At 70.6% G+C, this 17,750-nt stretch carries 17 protein-coding genes; 13 read left to right on the top strand and 4 right to left on the bottom strand.

The genetic code is table 11. The annotated features are described in order from the left end of the window. Positions 1–96: 96 nt before the first annotated feature. Both Q0994_RS15845 and Q0994_RS15840 read right to left on the bottom strand, forming a co-directional pair. Entirely contained in the window at positions 97–360 is a 264-nt protein-coding gene (locus Q0994_RS15845; RefSeq protein WP_299534733.1) for a hypothetical protein, read from the bottom strand. A gap of 196 nt (positions 361–556) precedes the next feature. Continuing rightward, positions 557–1,774, bottom strand: coding sequence for a helix-turn-helix domain-containing protein (locus Q0994_RS15840; protein WP_299534730.1), 1,218 nt, complete (start codon positions 1,772–1,774; stop codon positions 557–559). Between the two features lie 775 nt (positions 1,775–2,549). Here Q0994_RS15840 and Q0994_RS15835 point away from each other — a divergent pair. Next, positions 2,550–3,128, top strand: coding sequence for a hypothetical protein (locus tag Q0994_RS15835; RefSeq protein WP_299534728.1), 579 nt, complete (start codon positions 2,550–2,552; stop codon positions 3,126–3,128). A gap of 260 nt (positions 3,129–3,388) precedes the next feature. Here the strand turns inward: Q0994_RS15835 and Q0994_RS15830 are convergent, their stop codons facing one another. After that, positions 3,389–3,565, bottom strand: coding sequence for a hypothetical protein (locus Q0994_RS15830; protein WP_299534726.1), 177 nt, complete (start codon positions 3,563–3,565; stop codon positions 3,389–3,391). On the opposite strand from Q0994_RS15830, the gene Q0994_RS15825 reads away from it, so the two are divergent. Together Q0994_RS15825 and Q0994_RS15820 are read left to right on the top strand one after the other, a co-directional pair. Then, the gene (locus tag Q0994_RS15825) at positions 3,564–3,839 is read left to right on the top strand and encodes a hypothetical protein (RefSeq protein ID WP_299534724.1); all 276 of its coding nucleotides are present in this window, start codon (positions 3,564–3,566) and stop codon (positions 3,837–3,839) included. The genes Q0994_RS15830 and Q0994_RS15825 overlap by 2 nt on opposite strands. A 121-nt stretch (positions 3,840–3,960) precedes the next feature. Next, positions 3,961–5,502 (top strand): hypothetical protein, encoded by a 1,542-nt coding sequence (locus Q0994_RS15820; protein WP_299534722.1) that lies wholly within the window; start codon positions 3,961–3,963, stop codon positions 5,500–5,502. A 214-nt stretch (positions 5,503–5,716) separates the two neighbouring features. On the opposite strand, the gene Q0994_RS15815 is transcribed toward Q0994_RS15820, so the two are convergent. Continuing rightward, positions 5,717–6,649 carry a hypothetical protein gene (locus Q0994_RS15815; protein WP_299534720.1) on the bottom strand — a complete coding sequence of 311 codons (933 nt, stop codon included), beginning with the start codon at positions 6,647–6,649 and terminating at the stop codon, positions 5,717–5,719. Between the two features lie 1,004 nt (positions 6,650–7,653). Between Q0994_RS15815 and Q0994_RS15810 the strand changes: the two genes are divergently transcribed. Genes Q0994_RS15810 through Q0994_RS15765 form a run of 10 tightly spaced genes read left to right on the top strand, consistent with a single transcriptional unit; the run spans position 7,654 to position 17,736 of the window. Beyond that, positions 7,654–8,634 carry an ABC transporter ATP-binding protein gene (locus tag Q0994_RS15810; protein WP_299534718.1) on the top strand — a complete coding sequence of 327 codons (981 nt, stop codon included), beginning with the start codon at positions 7,654–7,656 and terminating at the stop codon, positions 8,632–8,634. Beyond that, positions 8,631–9,491 carry an ABC transporter permease gene (locus Q0994_RS15805; protein ID WP_299534716.1) on the top strand — a complete coding sequence of 287 codons (861 nt, stop codon included), beginning with the start codon at positions 8,631–8,633 and terminating at the stop codon, positions 9,489–9,491. The genes Q0994_RS15810 and Q0994_RS15805 overlap by 4 nt, the downstream gene beginning before the upstream one ends. A gap of 3 nt (positions 9,492–9,494) precedes the next feature. Continuing rightward, complete coding sequence (locus Q0994_RS15800) at positions 9,495–10,298, top strand: ABC transporter permease (RefSeq protein ID WP_299534714.1); 804 nt, start codon at positions 9,495–9,497, stop codon at positions 10,296–10,298. After that, positions 10,298–11,638, top strand: a complete 1,341-nt coding sequence (locus Q0994_RS15795) for an MCE family protein (RefSeq protein WP_299534712.1) — start codon at positions 10,298–10,300, stop codon at positions 11,636–11,638. Before Q0994_RS15800 ends, Q0994_RS15795 begins: the two co-directional genes overlap by 1 nt. Next, positions 11,635–12,666: an MCE family protein gene (locus Q0994_RS15790; protein WP_299534709.1), complete on the top strand. Its 1,032-nt coding sequence runs from the start codon at positions 11,635–11,637 to the stop codon at positions 12,664–12,666. Before Q0994_RS15795 ends, Q0994_RS15790 begins: the two co-directional genes overlap by 4 nt. Beyond that, positions 12,663–13,682, top strand: a complete 1,020-nt coding sequence (locus Q0994_RS15785; RefSeq protein ID WP_299534706.1) for an MCE family protein — start codon at positions 12,663–12,665, stop codon at positions 13,680–13,682. The genes Q0994_RS15790 and Q0994_RS15785 overlap by 4 nt, the downstream gene beginning before the upstream one ends. Before the next feature lies 1 nt (position 13,683). Continuing rightward, positions 13,684–14,823, top strand: a complete 1,140-nt coding sequence (locus Q0994_RS15780) for an MCE family protein (protein ID WP_299534703.1) — start codon at positions 13,684–13,686, stop codon at positions 14,821–14,823. Further along, on the top strand, positions 14,820–15,989 hold the full coding sequence (locus tag Q0994_RS15775; RefSeq protein WP_299534701.1) for an MCE family protein: 1,170 nt from the start codon (positions 14,820–14,822) through the stop codon (positions 15,987–15,989). The genes Q0994_RS15780 and Q0994_RS15775 overlap by 4 nt, the downstream gene beginning before the upstream one ends. Further along, positions 15,986–17,218: an MCE family protein gene (locus Q0994_RS15770; RefSeq protein WP_299534699.1), complete on the top strand. Its 1,233-nt coding sequence runs from the start codon at positions 15,986–15,988 to the stop codon at positions 17,216–17,218. Before Q0994_RS15775 ends, Q0994_RS15770 begins: the two co-directional genes overlap by 4 nt. After that, positions 17,215–17,736, top strand: a complete 522-nt coding sequence (locus Q0994_RS15765) for a hypothetical protein (RefSeq protein ID WP_299534697.1) — start codon at positions 17,215–17,217, stop codon at positions 17,734–17,736. Before Q0994_RS15770 ends, Q0994_RS15765 begins: the two co-directional genes overlap by 4 nt. Positions 17,737–17,750 lie beyond the last annotated feature (14 nt).

Below are 17,750 nucleotides of genomic sequence, written 5' to 3'. Positions count from 1 at the left end.
CCGTAGTAAACTTACTTTTGAGTAAGGTAATCGCGCCGGAAGCGGCCGCGCAAGCGACGTGCGTCCGCAATGCCGGTCGGACGGAACCGGTGACGGTTACCAGGCGGCCCGGTGACGGACCGTCAGCCGGGGGTGGTGCGCGGCGAGCACCTTGTTGGCGCGGGCCAGGTCGGAGAGGGCCTGTTCCCGGTCCGCCTGGTCCTCGATGCCGAGGCGCGGCCCGCGGAACCGCAGGATCTCGCGCTCCGCACAGGCCGCGTCGACCTCCGCCCGCAGGATGTGCTCGGGCAGACAGGAGCCGATCAGCGCGGCGACGCTGTCCGGAATGGGCACGGGCACGAGGAGGTGGGGGGCGGTCATCGGTACTTCCTTCTCGGTGGATCGGCAGGCGGCGGTGCGATGCTCGGCCGCCGGGGCAGGCTGCCGACTCCTCCTGTCTACGGCACACGCTTCCGGGTTTCTCGCCGGAAACGTCTTGGTGCCGCAACCGTTTGGGACTGACCGCCTATGTCGCTTTACGCGGCGACGAATTGACTTCGGGTACGGGATGTGCTTCTCACTGCGGCCCGCCGGAGCCGCCGCGCGCCCGCAGTCGGAGCCCGCGTAACACCGCCTCGGTGGAGAACCTGCGCTCGGGGTCGATGAGCTGCCGGCCGAAGATGGACTCCAGGTTGCGCATCCGGTACCGGACCGTCTGCGGGTGCACGTCGAGGAGTGCTCCCATCTGGGCGGCGGTGCCGCGGGTGTCCAGCCAGATCCGCAGGGTCTCCACGAGCCGTTCGCGGCGGGTGGTGCTGATGTGGGCCACCGGGGCCAGTTCCCGCTGTGCCAACTGGTCGAGCAGGGCGGGGTCCGACATCAGCCACAGGGTGACGAGGTGGTCCTCGGCCAGGATCAGCGGCGCGTCGTCGACGACCCCGGTGTCGACCAGGTCGAGGACCCGGCGGGCCCAGCGGACCGAGTCGGAGGCGTGCGGGGCGGCCACGGTGAGTCCGACGACCGCCGGCACTCCGGGAAGGGCGAGTTCGAGCATCCGTCTTCGCGCGTCGTCGAACGGGCCCGGTATCAGCAGGTTCGGCTGGGGATCCGTGAGGTCGGCGAGCACGTCCCGGTCCAGCGCCAGCTGCCCCTGCTCGCCGGACGGGCGCAGCGCGACCATGGTCACCCGCTCCGGCATCGTCCAGCCGGTCTGCTCGCACAACTCCGCGATGGCGCTGCCGGGTGCGGGATGCCCGGCGAGGATCAGGTGCAGCAGACGCCGTCGCAGCGTCTCGGTGTGGTCGTCGGAGGCCGCGCGGACCTCCGAATACCCCTCGCGGGAGAGGGCTTCGAGCTCGTCGACGTAGGTGAACAGGGCGTCGGCGAAGGTGAGCATCATGGTGGGGGAGAGGTTGTAGCGCCGGCCGATCTTGCGGGCCCGGCGCAGCGCGACCCGCGCGCCCAGCCGGTAGGCACCTTGGAGCTGGTCGAGGGTGCGTCCCTCGTACGCCTCGAACCGGCCGAACCGGCGGCACATCTCGTCCCGGAGCGGGGACGGCGTCGCGGGGCGGGCCACCTGCTCGACGAAGACGGAGATGCTCTGCTCGACGCCCACCCGGATGCCCTCGCCGTACGGGCCCTCCAGGAGGCGGGCGTACTCCGGGTAGGCGCGGGTGACCTCCAGCCCGATCTCCTTGATCAGGCTGGGCAGTTCGGGGCGGACGATGGTGGCGAACTCCTGGGGCAGTGGTCCCAGCGGTTCCCCCAGGTCCGAGGGCTGTGAGACTGCCGGCATTCCAAGACCCCTTGCTCTCCGGTGCCCGACGGGGGCGGCCGGTGGGAGAGCGCTCCCCACGGGCCGTCAGGTGCATACCTAGTGGGAACCCGAACATAAGGCACCCGCGTCCCCGGGGACACCGTTGTGACAGCAGCAAATGCGTACGCCGTCTTTGACGGTGGCGAGTTTCGGCCACGGCGGGAAGAAGTGCGCCGTCGCGCGCCCCGAGGAAGGCAACCCTAAGAGGATCGTAAGACTCCGCCGACGGGCCGGCCGACGCCTTCCTCGTATTCCGTAGAGTCGGTGAATGGGTCCCGTTCAACGGTGCCCACGCATTTCCGGAGAATTCTCCGGGGCGGTGAATTCGGTGCGGTGGGCAGGGCGTCCGTGTCCGGCGGTGCGGGGACGGCCGGCTGCCGTCGGGGAGCGTCGAGCCACCGGCCATGCCCCCTCTGACATGGGGAGTCGTGGGCGCGCGGCGCGGTCCTGGGGGTCGTGCGGCGGGGGAGCGGCTTGTTCCGGGCCCCGGATTGCTCACTTCGCGACAAGAATCGCGCTCGCCCTGCTCGTAGTTCCACAAGAGTTCCCAAGAAAGGCGTTGAGGCGGAGATTCTTTGAACCGAGTATTGCGGAGCAACGTTACCCGCCCGTAGCGTCATCGCCGAACGCAAGCGGTCGCGCAGTCCGTCAGGGCGGACTGCCACGTCACACCCCTTGTCCCCACCGGATTCCCGCTGCTCGTGCGGCGGAGTATGTCCGGATCGGGATACTGCCTTCCGAAGGGAAACGAACCGTGAACACCCTTGCCCGCAGAGCCGCCTTCGTCTTCGCCGCCGCCTCCGCCGCCCTCGGCATGACCGTGTCGTCGGCCTCGGCCGGCGCCCAGGCCCCGTGGACGGTCACCCCGTCCGGCCCCTACACGGCCACGGCGCCCAACCCGTCGCTGAGCGTCCCGAACGCCACCCTCACCTGCACCTCCAGCACGGCGGCCGGGTCCCTGGCGTCGAGCACGACCAACCAGGTCGGCACGATCACCTCGATCACCTTCTCCGGCTGCAACGTCCTCGGCATCCCCTTCACCGTGGCGATGACCGTGACGCCGTGGAAGATCAACGCCACGTCCATCAGCGGTTCCACCGTGACCGGCAACGTCAGCGGCATCTCCGCCAAGATCACCGGCACCGGCTGCACCGCCACCTTCACGGGTACGGCCAACGGCAACTACGGCAACACCACCAAGAAGCTGAACCTCACGGGCGTCGGCACCGGTCTCAAGGCCACCTCGGCGAGCTGCCTCGGCCTGATCAACACCGGTGACGTGGCGAGCTTCGTCGCCTCGTACGCGGTGAGCAGCCAGCCGGTCATCTCCTGACCCACCCCGCAGCACCTGAACCGGGCCGACGGTGGGCAGACACTGCCACCGTCGGCCCGGGGCGTGGGGGCTCCGGTCTCCCGGGGCCCCACGTGAGGGCACCTTCCAGCTCGTGACGCCACCACGGAAAGGGCAGCCGTGCACGCTTCCACCCGCAGAGCCGTCGTCGCTTTCGCCGCGTCCGCCGCTCTCCTCGGCCTGACCACGCCGTCCGCCTCGGCGGGAGTTCAGGCACCGTGGACGGTCACCCCGTCAGGCCCCTACACTTCCACGGCGGCCGGCCCGTCGCTGAACGTGCCGAACGCCACTCTCACCTGTGCCGCCAACACGGTTTCCGGATCCCTGGCGTCGAGCACCACCAACCAGATCGGCACCACCGCCCTGTCCGGCGTCAGCGGCTGCAGCTTCCTGGGCATGGGGTTCACGCTCAGCACCATGAGTACTCCGTGGAAGGTCAACGCGACGTCGATCAGCGGCAGCATCGTGACCGCCAACGTCAGCGGCATCGCCGTGAAGATCACCGGCACGGGCTGCACCGCGACCATCGCCGGGACGGCCCACGGCACGTACAACAACAGCACCAAGCTGTTCCAATTCACCGGAAGCGGAACCGACTTGAAGGTCACGTCGGCGAACTGTCTCGGCCTCATCAACACCGGAGACGTGGCGCAGTACGTCGCGTCGTACCGGCTGGGTGTGGTGATCTCCTGACACACCCCCCGCACCCGGCCGGACCGACGGCAGGCAGAGCCTGTCACGTCGGTCCGCGTCGTGCGTGGCGCCCGGTCGCGGCCGGGGCATCGAACCATCGACATCGGAGGACAGGGCCAGCATGAGCGAGAAGACACCGGGAACTGCCGCGCGGCGGTCCGTGCGCCTGGCATCGGTGGCGGCCGTCGCCACCCTCGCCGGACTGCTGACCGGCCCCGGCTCGGCGGCCGACGAGCCGGACGCGGACGTATCGGTGACGTACGACTGCGAGACACCGTCGGGGTCCTTCCAGGTCCCGCTCCAGGTGCACGCGGAGTACCCGCTCGCCGGCGAGGTGGACGTCCCGATGACCCCGCTGAACGTGAGCCTGACCGCCGATCTGCCCGGTGCCGAGTTGGCTCCGCTCCTCCCGCAGGGCGCCACGGAGGTGCTCGGAACGGCCGGACTCGACGTGGAGGTGGCCCAGAACGACCAGACGGCGCAGGCGAGATGGGAGCAGTTCACCGCCCCGGCCACCCCGCTCGATCCCACGGCCGACGTCCGCCTCGTGCACACCGGCGAAGTCCCCTCGCTGACCGTGGGCGCGACGGGCGACGTCACGCTGACCGCGGGAGCGCTGACCCTCGAACTGACCGTCCCGCCCGCCGCGGAGGGGGAGACGGTGACGCCGGTGACCCTGGACTGCGCCCGGAGCGAGGGGGAGGCGGGCCTGCTGGCCACGATCGCCGTGCCGGAGGTCGGCGAGGAGACACCGTCGGAGCCGTCGGAGGGCGGCGGCGACCCGTCGGAAGGCGGTGAGGACGGGGGCGACCCCGGCGACGGAGACATCGAGGTGACACCCCCGGAGGAGCCGGGTCCGGCGGAGCCGGTGGAGTACTGCCCCGGGGAGGCCCCTCAGGGTGAGATGGACTTCAGCTTGGTGCCGCCGCCTCCCCCGGGATTCCCGCCGATCGTGAATGCGCTGCCGGGTACACCAGTGTGCGGCTATGCCGTGGGACTGGCCTCGCTGTCGAAGCTGGGAAGTGCCATGCTCGTCAACGACCCGGCCAAGACACCGGGGCTGCTGTCGGTGGCCGCAGTGCGTCGAGTCGTGGTCCGTCCCGCTCCGCTGCCGGGTGGGAAGTACTTTCAGGCGGACTCGCTCGCCACGCTCGAACTCCCGGACGCCGAGGCGGCGTTCCTCACCTTCGGATTCCAGCCGGTCTCCGCCAAGGTGCATTTCGAAAACACTCCGATCACGATCACCACCGCCGACACCGAGCCTGTGCTCGGAGGCCCCAGAACCCTCTTCGCCGTCGCCTCGTTCAAGCAGTCGCTGCGGATGTACGACGTGAAGATCAACGGTGTGCCGCTGGACGTGGGCGACACGTGCGGGACCCCCGCGTACGACGTGGCGCTCTACGGAGACTTCACCAAGGAGCCCGCCTACATCAACGTGCTGTCCGGGGGCCCGCTGAACGGGACGGTGGACATCCCCGCGTTCACCGGCTGCGGGGTGGGCGGCGAGAACCTGAACGCTCTGTTCACGGCGGCCGTCTCCGGGCCGGGGAACCCCATCGCGATGAACCAGGGGGCCGTGTGCATCCCCGACCCGGAGAACGGTGACGCCGGTTGCCCGGCCGTCGTGCCCCCGTTGCCGGGGCCGGCGGGCCGCACCGACTGACGGATGGCCGCTTCACGCGACTGACGGCCCGTACGCCCGGTTCCTCCGAGGGCGTACGGGCCGTCAGTCGCTACCGGGGGCCGGCACCCCCTCGGTGCCCCTCCCTCCCGCCCCCGGACGCCGACCGGGGCCGCCCCCTCGTGAGGGACGGCCCCGGGCCGGACGGTGGTGCGGTCGTGCGGGTGTATCACGCGCCCCGGGAGGGCGCCGGGGGCTACTTGACCGCCGAGTGCCAGTACTCGGAGAGCAGCTTGCCGGCGTTCGGCGCGGCGGCGCCCGGGTCCTGGATGGTGGCGACGTGGGTCTGTGCGTTGTTCAGCTGCACGAAGTTGGTGCCGGAGGCGGCAGGCAGCGCCGTCTTGAGGTTCACGGCCCAGTTGAGCAGCCCGAGTCCGCAGCCGGTGGCTCCCGGAACCGCGAAGGTGGTGTCGTGCTGGGTGGCGCCGATCAGGCTGATCCGGCCCAGGACGCCTTCGGGGTTGTCGGAGCCGTCACCGTTGAACTGGTTGGAGCTGACCGCCGGCAGGGTCTTGTTCTGCGGGCGCAGCAGGATCGGGTTGGAGGAGCTGCCGATGTAGCACTTGTCGCCCAGGAGCGGGTTATCCAGGTGGATGCGGACCGGGAGCTGGATGATCGGCGTGGTGGTGCCGAGACCGGCGAGCAGCTTGAAGTCCGAGGGGCTGTTGACCGACTCGATGGTCGCCGTCACCTTGTTGAGGCTGACGTCGGTGAGGGTGTTGCAGACCGCGGTGACGACCGGCACGCTGCTCGGGCACATCAGGCCCAGCAGCCCGCCGGGGATGTTCGCCGATGCGGCGATCAGCGCGCCGCCCGCCGGGGAGACGACGGTGGACTGGTTGTTGGGGTGGGTCACCACGCCGACCTGGAGGTCGCTCTTCCCGAACGGCACCGTCGTGTTGCCGAGCTTGATGGTGCCGCTCCCCGAGATGGAGGAGACGCAGACGGCGGTGTCGGTCCCGCCGTCGGCGGCGAGCATGGCGGGGGCGTCCACCGGACACCGGTTGAAGGGCGCCCAGTTGCCGTTGAGGTTGGTCGCGGCGGTGGCGGAACCCACGGAGGCGAAGGCTCCGAGGGCCGTGAAGCCGGCCACCAGCCCCAAGCGCGTCCGGTTCGAAGTGGCTCTCATGTCATCCCCTTTGATGTGGCAGCCGCCGGTGCGGCAGCGGTCGTGCGCGGAGTGGTTCGGGGTGGTTCCGAGGTCGTTCCGGGGTCGTTCGGAGGTACCCGGCCGGCCGCGCTCCCACGGGGCGCCGACGGCGGTACTGCTCGTCGCCCCGGAATTGTGGAATTGCGCGGGGCGTCGGGCGGTGCGAACACCGATGGAGAGACGGCGGTGAATCGGGAGTACGCCCGGAAGTCCGTTCCGTACGCCCTTTCTCTGCCTGCCGGGCCGTGACGTTACTGGCGGGAAACACCGCCGCACAATCCCGCCGTATGACATTCCTCGGTTACGGGCCAGTTCTCGTCGCGGGGTGAGTCGCGATTCGGCCAACCTTGTCAGCCGGTGCGCAACGGGGGTGGCGGATATGTGGAATTGACCGTGCCGCTTGTGTGTTCCCGCCGGTCCCGGCGGGGGCGGGGGCGCCGGGGGAGGTGCCGGGTGGCGGGGGGCGGTCGGTCGCCGTTGCTCCCGGAAACTGTCACTCCCGTGCAGGTTCTGAGGCGGGGATGCTCATTTCCCGCGCAGAAAAGCAGGGTCCAGCCCCTGGCCGGGAAAATGTGCGGAACGTGTATTGCGGCTCAGGTTACTCGGCCGTAACCTCGCCCCCGTAAGTAACCCGGCCCGTACGGCGGGAGCGTGCGGCCCCGCCGGAAGGCGGAGCCGTGGGCGCCGTCCACCGGGCCGGTCACCCGTTCCGGGGTCCGGCGGACGGCCGGCCGACCCTCCGCGGCGGACCGTCCTTCCGGGGCCACGGCCCCGGCCCCCTCCGGTTCATGGTCCCGGCCTGCGCCGTCGGCCGTACGTACGCAGTTCTTCACAAGCTGGGCACCAGGATTTGTCACCCGATGACAAGTGCGCCGTGGGTTGGCGCATTGGCTGTTCAAAGCCTTGTCCTGGCGATGTCGGTGAACTTAATGTGCGCCCCGCGGTGCACTTCTGTCACTTCGTGAGTGCATGCAGGAGGTGGGATGGGAATCGAAGTCGTCGTCGAGGGCCTTACCAAGTCTTTCGGCAGACAGAACATCTGGCAGGACGTGTCACTCACGCTCCCGGCCGGCGAGGTCAGCGTCATGCTGGGGCCTTCCGGCACGGGAAAGACCGTTTTCCTGAAATCCATCATCGGCCTGTTGAAGCCCGAGCAGGGCCGGGTGCTCATCAACGGCGTCGACATGGTCAACAGCCCCGAACGGGACATCTACGAAACGCGCAAGCTTTTCGGCCTGATGTTCCAGGACGGCGCCCTCTTCGGTTCGATGTCCCTCTTCGACAACATCGCCTTCCCGCTGCGCGAGCACACGCGCAAGAAGGAATCCGAGATCCGCCGCATCGTCATGGAGCGCATCGACATCGTCGGCCTGCTCGGCGCCGAGGGGAAGCTGCCGGGCGAGATCTCCGGCGGGATGCGCAAGCGGGCCGGCCTGGCCCGCGCCCTGGTCCTGGACCCGCAGATCATCCTGTGCGACGAGCCGGACTCCGGCCTCGACCCCGTGCGCACCGCGTACCTCTCCCAGCTCCTGATCGACCTCAACGCGCAGATCGACGCGACGATGCTGATCGTCACCCACAACCTGGACATCGCGGCGACCGTCCCGGACAACATGGGGATGCTGTTCTGCCGCAACCTCGTCACCTTCGGGCCGCGCGAGGTGCTGCTCACCAGCGACCTGCCCGTGGTCTCGCAGTTCCTCGCGGGGCGCCGCGAGGGGCCCATCGGCATGTCGGAGGAGAAGGACGCGGCCGAGCTCGCCGCCGAACGCTCCCTCGGACCGGCCCCGGCCGGCCCCCGCACGGTCGTCCCGCAGCTCGAACCGTCGCCCGGCCTGCCCGTCCGGCAGGGCGCGCTGCGCCGCCGCGAGCGGGTCCACGCGATGATGGGACAGCTGCCCGACGCCGCCCGCGCCGCCATCATGCGGAGCTACACCCCGACCGTCGGCGGTGCGCGCCCGTGACCGCGCAGCTACCGGTCCGGCCCCCCGGGCCGCCCGAGGACGCCGTCCCCGCGCCCGCGACGAAGGGGGTGCCCGAGCGGCGGCAGCCGTCACGGCTGCTGGCCCCGCTGCGGCAGACCGGGCAGCTCTTCGCGCTCGGACTGGCGGTGGCCCGCGCGATCTTCCGACGCCCCTTCCAGGCGCGGGAGTTCATCGAGCAGTTCTGGTTCATCGCGAGCGTCACCATCCTGCCCGCCGCGCTGGTGTCCATCCCGTTCGGCGCGGTCATCGCCCTCCAGGTCGGCTCGCTCACCCAGCAGTTGGGCGCCCAGTCGTTCACCGGCGGCGCCAGCGTCCTCGCCGTCATCCAGCAGGCCAGCCCGCTCATCGTCGCCCTGCTGATCGCCGGCGCCGGCGGCTCCGCCATCTGCGCCGACCTCGGCTCGCGCAAGATCCGCGAGGAGCTGGACGCGATGGAGGTCATGGGCGTCTCGCCCGTGCAGCGCCTCGTCGTCCCGCGCGTGCTGGCCACCATGTTCGTCGCCGTGCTGCTGAACGGCCTGGTGTCCGTCGTCGGCACCCTCGGCGGCTACTTCTTCAACGTGATCATGCAGGGCGGCACCCCCGGCGCGTACCTCGCCAGCTTCTCCGCGCTGGCCCAGCTCCCCGACCTGTACATCAGCGAATTCAAGGCGCTCATCTTCGGGTTCCTGGCCGGCATCGTCGCCGCCTACCGCGGCCTCAACCCGCGCGGCGGCCCCAAGGGCGTCGGCGACGCGGTCAACCAGTCCGTCGTGATCACCTTCATGCTGCTGTTCTTCGTCAACATGGTGATCACCGCGGTCTACCTCCAGATCGTCCCCGCGAAGGGGAGCTGACCGATGTCCATGCTCAGCTGGCTCGACCGCTCCGGCGACCACCTCACCTTCTACCTGCGGGCCCTGGTGTGGATCCCGCGCACCCTGCGCCGCTACCTCAAGGAGGTGCAGCGGCTGCTCGCCGAAGTCGCCTTCGGCAGCGGCGGACTCGGCGTCATCGGCGGCACCGTCGGCGTGATGATCGCGATGACCCTGTTCACCGGCACCGTCGTCGGCCTCCAGGGGTACGCGGCCCTCAACCAGATCGGCACCTCCGCCTTCACCGGCTTCATCTCCGCCTACTTCAACACCCGCGAGATCGCCCCCCTGGTGGCCGGACTCGCCCTCTCCGCCACCGTCGGCGCCGGCTTCACCGCCCAGCTCGGCGCGATGCGGATCAACGAGGAGATCGACGCCCTGGAAGCGATGGGCGTGCGCTCCATGCCCTACCTCGTCACCACCCGCATCATCGCCGGCGTGGTCGCGATCATCCCGCTGTACGCCATCGGGCTGCTCTCCTCGTACGTCGCCTCCCGGTACGTCACCGTCCTCTTCAACGGCCAGTCCGCGGGCACCTACGACCACTACTTCAACCTCTTCCTCTCCCCGGACGACGTGCTGCTGTCGGTCCTCAAGGTGCTGATCTTCAGCGTGATGGTGATCCTCGCCCACTGCTACTACGGCTTCCGCGCCGAGGGCGGGCCCGCCGGGGTCGGCGTCGCGGTGGGCCGCTCGGTGCGCAACGCGATCGTGCTCATCAGCGTCACCGACTTCTTCCTCTCGCTCGCCATCTGGGGCGCCACGACGACCGTGAAGGTGGCCGGATGATGAACGCTCCCACGGCCCGCCGCAGAGCTGCGGGCATCGCGTTCCTGCTGGTCCCCGCCGTACTGGTGTGGGTGTCGGTCTCCGTGTACGAGAAGGAGTTCACGGCGAGCGACACCGTCACCGTGCGCACGGGTTCGGTCGGCAACGAGATGCACGACAACGCCGACGTGAAGCTGCGCGGGGTCGTCATCGGCCAGGTCCGCTCGATCGCCGCCGACGGCGACGGGGCCCGGCTGACCCTCGCCATCGAGCCGGGCGAGCTGGACCGGGTCCCCTCCGACGTGACGGCCCAGATGCTGCCGACCACCCTGTTCGGGGAGCGGTTCGTCGCCCTGGTGCCGCCCGCCGTGCCGTCCGCGGAGCCCCTGCGGGCCGGTGCCGTCATCCCGCAGGACCGCTCCAGCAACGCCATCGAGCTGGAGCAGGTCCTCGACGACGTGCTGCCGCTGCTCACCTCGGTGAAGCCGGAGAAGCTGTCCGCGACGCTCACCGCGGTCTCCCAGGCGCTGGAGGGGCGCGGCGAGCGGCTCGGCGACACCCTCGTCACCCTCGACGCCCACCTGAAGAAGCTCAACCCGCACCTGCCCACCCTCAACCGGGACATCCAGGAGCTGGTCAAGGTCAGCTCCGTCTACGCGGACGCCGCCCCGGACGTGCTGGACGCCCTCACGGACTTCACCACCACCAGCTCGACCCTCGCCGACCAGCAGGCCGAACTCGCCGACCTGTACGGCTCGACGACCGCGGGCGCGAGGGACGTCAGCGCGTTCCTGCGGAAGAACAAGGACAACCTCATCCGGCTCTCCGCCTCCGGCCGCCCCACCCTGGAACTCCTGGGGGAGTACGCCGACGCATACCCCTGCACCCTGCGCACCATGGCCGGCATGGTCCCCGCCATGGACAAGGCGCTCGGCAAGGGCACCGACGAACCCGGCCTGCACGTGACACTCAAGACCGTGCCCTCCAAGGGGAAGTACGTGGCCGGCCGAGACACCCCCGTCTACTCCGCCACCGGCGGCCCGAACTGCTACACCGTCCCGTACGTCGGCGCCACTGCGCCCACCGCGGCCGCCCGCATCGCCGCCGGACCCGACAGCGGCGCGGACACGGGTGCGGCCGGCACCGGCGCCGACCCGCGGGACACCGGCGCCGGAACCGCCCAGGACACCACGGACACGGCGGATTCTGCGTCCCTGGGCCTGCCGAACTCCGCGCAGGAGAGCCTGCTCGTCAACGAACTCGTCGCCCCGTCACTGAAAGTCCAGCCGCAGGACCTGCCCGACTGGAGCAGCGTGCTCATCGGTCCGGCCTTCCGCGGCGCGGAGGTGAAGCTCAAGTGAAGCGCCGCTCCCTCGCGGGCCCCCTCGCGAAATCGATCGCCTTCATCCTGGTGACGGCCCTGGCCACCACCGTGCTGGCCCTGTCCATCGCCAACACCGGCGTCGGCGACACCACCTCGTACAAGGCCCGGTTCACCGACGCGACCGGACTCGTCGTGGGCGACAGCGTCCGCATCGCCGGCGTCAAGGTCGGCCAGGTCGAGTCGATCGACGTCGCCGACCGCAGGCTCGCCGAAGTCGGCTTCACCGTACGCAAGGGCCGGGCGCTCCCCGCCTCCGTCACCGCGTCGATCAAGTACCTCAACATGGTCGGCCAGCGCTACGTCGACCTGGACCGGGGCACCGGACCGGTCGGCCGCAGTTTCGCCGCCGGGGCCACCATCCCGCTCTCCCGCACCACCCCGGCCCTCGACCTGACCCAGCTCTTCAACGGCTTCCAGCCCCTGTTCGAAGGGCTCTCCCCGCCCGACGTCAACGAGCTGGCGGGCTCCATCGTCCAGGTGCTCCAGGGCGAGGGCGGAACCGTCGACAGCATCCTCCAGCACGTCGGCTCGCTGACCACGACGGTCGCGGCGAAGGACAAGGTGATCGGCGAGGTGATCAAGAACCTCAACGCGGTGCTGAAGACCGTCAACGACCGCGAGGCCGGTTTCGACGACCTGGTGGACACGCTCCAGCAGCTGGTCACCGGCTTCTCCGGCGACCGCGAGCCGCTCGGCGAGGCCGTCACCGCCATGGGCGCCCTCACCACCGTCACCGCCGACCTCTTCGAGGACGGACGCGCCCCGCTCAAGCAGGACATCCGGCAGCTCGGCCGGCTCTCCGGCCAACTCGTCGAAGGCACCCCGCAGATCGAGGACTTCCTGGCCAGGACCCCCGCCAAGATGGCGGCGATCACCCGCCTCACCTCGTACGGCTCCTGGATGAACCTCTACCTCTGCGAAGCGACCGTCTCCGGCGTCACCATGAGCGACGGCAGCGCCCCGCCCACCGGCATCAGCATCACCGAACCGAGGTGCGTGGCGTGAGCATCACACCGATACGGGAGCGCAACCCCGTCGGCGTCGCCCTGGCCGGACTCGTCGTCCTCGGCCTTGTCGGCACCGCCGCCTACCGCGCCGACTCCCTGCCGCTGGTCGGCGGCGGCACCACCTACACCGCGAACTTCAGCGAGTCGGCCGGACTGTCCGACGGCGACGAGGTGCGGATCGCCGGCGTCAAGGTCGGCGAGGTCACCGGGGTGTCGCTGGACGGCGCCGCGGTGAAGGTCTCCTTCCGGGTGAAGGACGCCTGGATCGGGAACTCCAGCACCGTCGGCATCGCCATCAAGACGCTGCTCGGCGACAAGTACCTGGCGGTCGACCCCCTCGGCACCACCGCCCAGGACCCCGACCACCGGATCGGACTCAGCCGCACCACCTCCCCCTACGACGTCACCCAGGCGTTCAACGGGCTGGGGGAGACCATCGGGGAGATCGACACCGACCGGCTCGCCGAGAGCTTCGACGCGATCTCCGACACCTTCAAGGACTCCCCGGCCAACGTCCGCAGCGCCGCCGACGGGCTGTCCGCCCTCTCCCGCACGGTCTCCGAACGCGACGCCGAACTCGCCACCCTGCTCAAGGCCGGCAAGCGGCTCACCAAGACGCTCGACGGCAAGAAGAGCAGCTTCGAGATCCTGCTGGAGGACGGCAACCTGCTGCTCGGCGAGATCCAGGCCCGCCGCGACTCCATCCACCTGCTGCTCACCGGCACCAAGAACCTCGGCATCCAGCTGGGCGGGCTCGTCGAGGACAACGAGAAGCAGCTCGGACCCACCCTGGACTCGCTCGGCCGGGTCACCGCCGTGCTGGTGAAGAACCAGAAGAGCCTCGACCAGGTGCTGTCGATGGCGGGGGACTACAACCGCCTCGTCGGCAACACCCTCGGCAACGGCCGCTGGTTCGACAACTACGTCTGCGGTGTCGTCCCCAAGAACTACCTGCCCGAGGGCACGCCCCCGGCGACCGGCTGCATGCCGCCCAAACAAGAAGGGGGCAGCTGACATGAGGCTCACCCGCGTCCTCGGCATCGGCGCCGGGATCGCCGTCGTGGCCGTCGCGGCCGGATCGGGGGTCTCGGCCCTCGAAGAGGGGGACACCACCGAGGTCATCGCCTACTTCGACCGGGCGACCGGTGTCTACGCCGGATCGGACCTGCGCGTCCTCGGCGTGAAGGTGGGCACCGTCGAGTCGGTGACCCCGCGCGGCGAGCAGGTGAAGGTCGTCCTGCGGGTGGACGAGGGCGTCCGGGTCCCCGAGGGGGCGCACGCGGTGCTCGTCGCCCCCAGCCTGGTCGCCGACCGGTACATCCAGCTCGCCCCCGCCTACACGAGCGGGGCCGTGCTGGCCGACGGAGCGGTCCTGCCGGCCGAGGGGAACGCCGCCCCCGTCGAGGTCGACCAGCTCTACGAGTCCATCACCGAGCTGTCCGAAGCACTCGGCCCCGAGGGCGCCAACGCGAACGGGGCGCTGTCCCGGCTGCTGGACACCGGAGCGGCCAACCTGGACGGCAACGGCAAGGCCATCGGCGACTCCATCGAGGAGTTCGGCAAGGCCACCAAGACCCTCGACAAGAGCAGCGGCGACCTCTTCGAGACCCTCTCCTACCTGCAGTCCTTCACCACCATGCTGAAGGACAACGACGGCGAGGTGCGGGCCGCCGAGACGCAGCTCAACACCGTCGCCGGCTTCCTCGCCGACGACAAGGAGAACCTCAGCGCGGCCCTCACCGAACTCGGCACCGCCCTCGGGCAGGTGAAGACCTTCATCGAGGACAACCGGGACTCCCTCAAGGAGAACGTCGACGCCCTGGTGCCGCTGACCCAGATCCTCGTCGACCAGCGGGCCTCGATCGCCGAGTCCCTGGACACCCTGCCGCTGACGGCGGGCAACCTCGTCAACGCCTACGACCCGACCAACCGCACCCTCGACGGGCGCACCAACCTCAACGAGCTGTCCATGGGCGGCCCGCTCACCGCGGCCCCGGCCGCCTCCACGCCATCCGGCTTCTCCGGGCTGGCGGCGGTCGACGACGCCCGGCAGGAGTCCCTGCCGGCCCTGCCGCTGCCGCCCGTCGGCACCGTCTACGGGACGCCCGACAAGACGGCCGGCAAGGCCACCGAGCCGAAGGAGGGGGACGAATGAGCCCGGCCCCGCGCGGACCAGGAGTCCGCGTCGCCACCGGCGCCGCCGTACTGGTCGCCGCAGGCGTCGCCCTGGCGGTCGTCGTCACCCAGACCGACGCACCGACCTTCACCGGCATCGAGCAGCTCCCGCTGCCCGGCGGCGCCGACCTCGGGGACCACCCCTACGAGGTCACCGCCGACTTCGCCGACGTGCTGAGCCTCGCCCCGCAGTCCTCGGTGAAGGTCAACGACGTGGCCGTCGGCCGGGTCAGCCGCATCGCCCTGAACCCGGACGGCTGGACCGCCCGGGTCACCCTCCGGGTCAACGGTGACGTGGCCCTGCCCCGCAACGCCCTCGCCCACCTGGAGCAGTCCAGCCTGCTCGGCGAGAAGTTCGTGCAGCTCTCCCCGCCGGCCGGCGGCAGGGCGCAGGGCACCCTCGCCGACGGGGACCGCATCCCGCTCGACCGCACCAACCGCAACCCCGAGGTCGAAGAGGTGCTCGGCGCGCTCTCGCTGCTCCTCAACGGCGGCGGCGTCAGCCAGCTCAAGACCATCACCGTCGAGCTGAACAAGGCGCTGGCCGGCCAGGAACCGCAGATCCGCTCGATGCTCAAGCGCGTCGACACCCTCGTCACGGACCTCGACAGCCACAAGGAGGACATCACCCAGGCGCTCGACGGCGTCAACCGGCTCGCCGCCACGCTCGCCACCCGCAAGCAGGACGTCTCCACCGTCCTCACCGGGCTCTCCCCGGGCCTCAAGGTGCTGGAGGAGCAGCGCGGGTCGCTGCTGACCATGCTGCGCTCCCTCGACACCCTCTCGACCGTCGCCGTCGACACGATCAACAAGAGCAAGGCCGACATGATCGCCGACCTGAAGGCCCTCGCGCCGACCCTCAAGGCGCTCGCCGACTCCGGCGACGCGCTCCCCGACTCCCTCCAGGTCCTCGCCACCTACCCGTTCACCGACGAGGTGCTGCGCGGGGTGAAGGGCGATTACCTCAACGTCTACCTGGACACGACGGCCGTACCGGGCACCCGGCTCATCCCCGCCTACGACCCGTTCGCCCCCGCCACCCCGACGCCCCCGTCCACCCCGGACCCGGCCGCGGCGAAGTCGAAGTCGCTGCCGCTGCCGCTCCCGTCCGTCGACCCCTCGACCACGGCGGGGAGCACCCGATGATCACCGCGTCCATCCGCCTCAAGAACGTCGCCTTCCTCCTCCTCTCGGTACTCGTGCTCGGCTACCTGGGCTTCCGGTACGCCGACCTCGGCCGCTACGTCGGCTTCCGCGACTACTACACGGTCACCGTGCAACTCCCGCAGACCGGCGGCCTGTTCACCCACTCCAACGTCACCTACCGGGGCGTGTCGGTGGGACGGGTCGGTCCGATCGAGCTGACGGACGACGGGGTGGAGGCACAACTGCGCATCGACAACGACTCCGCGCCCATCCCGGACAGCCTCACCGCGGTCGTCGCCAGCCTCTCGGCGGTCGGCGAGCAGTACGTGGACCTGCGTCCCACCCGCGCCACCGGCCCCTTCCTCGGCAACGGCTCGGTCATCGACCAGGCCGACACCACCATCCCCGCACCCCCCACCGACGTCCTGGTCAGCGTGGACCGACTGGCCTCCTCCGTCGACGTGGAGTCGCTGCGGACCGTCGTCGACGAGTTCGGCACGGCGTTCAACGGCCACGGCGAGGACCTCCAGGTCCTGCTGGACACCGGCAGCGAGTTCGTGGACGCCGCGGACGCCGCCCTGCCCGTCAACGTACGGCTGATGGACGACGCCGAGACGGTGCTGCGCACCCAGGCCGAACAGGGCGAGGCGCTCAAGGGGTTCGCCTCCGGCGCACAGGAACTGGCCGCCGAACTCAAGGGGTCCGACACCGACCTGCGCCGGCTGATCGCCACCGCGCCCGGAGCCACCCAGCAGCTCAGCGGGCTCATGCGGGACCTCGACCCGGCCTTCGGCGTCGTCGTCGCCAACCTGCTGACCACGTCCGAGGTGGCGGTCACCCGGCAGCGCGGCATCGAGGAACTCCTCGTGCGGCTCCCGCAGGTGGCCGCCGTGGGCGCCAGCGCGATCGACGGGGACGGCGCCCGGTTCGGGATGTCCGTCACCTTCTTCGAGCCGCTGCCGTGCACCGCCGGATACGGGGGCACGACCTACCGCAACGGCCTCGACACCTCCGAGGGACCGGCCGTCAACACCGGCGCGGGCTGCACCGCCTCGCCCGGTACCGGCGTCAACGTCCGGGGCTCGGCGAACGCGCCGAAGGGCGGCGCGGTGCCCGACCCGGTGAAGCCCCCCACCACCGCCTTCGGCGCCGTGGACGCGCCCGCCCTCCCCGGTGCCACCCGGACCGACGGCATGGCCGGACTGCTCGGTCTCGGCGGTGCCCGGTGAACGCCCGGCGCGGGGCCTTGCGGGGCTGGGCGTGCGTGGCCGCCGCCGCGCTGCTGTGCGGACTCGGCGGCTGGTCGTACGCGGACGCCCGCGCCGACGACACCCTCGCGATGGCCAAAAGCAGGGACACGGCGCTCGTCGAGGGCAAGGCACACCTGCGGCGGCTCAACAGCATGGACGCCAAGGACGCCGCCCACGTGGACGCCGGTCTGGCGGGCTGGCTCGACGCCACCACCGGCCCCCTCCACGACCAGCTCGCCGGCACCCGGGCCGAGGACGCCGCGGCGCTGAAGAAGGCGGGCAGCAGCGCCCGCGGCACCGTCACCGAGGCGGCGCTCACCGCACTCGACGAACGCGGCGGAACGGCCCAGCTGATCGCCACCGTCGAGGTGGTGGTCACCCCCCGCACCGGCGCGGCGGGCACCGAACGCAAACGGTTCGACGCCACCCTGCAACGCACAGGCGACGGCTGGAAGGTCAAGGCGCTCACCGCCGTGCCGGTCGGAGCCGCGACATGAGCGACGGCGGCGCG

The organism is uncultured Streptomyces sp. (assembly GCF_947488945.1).
GTDB lineage: Bacteria > Actinomycetota > Actinomycetes > Streptomycetales > Streptomycetaceae > Streptomyces.
Note: the sequence above shows the minus strand (reverse complement) of the source record. Positions and strands in the feature narration are given on the sequence as shown.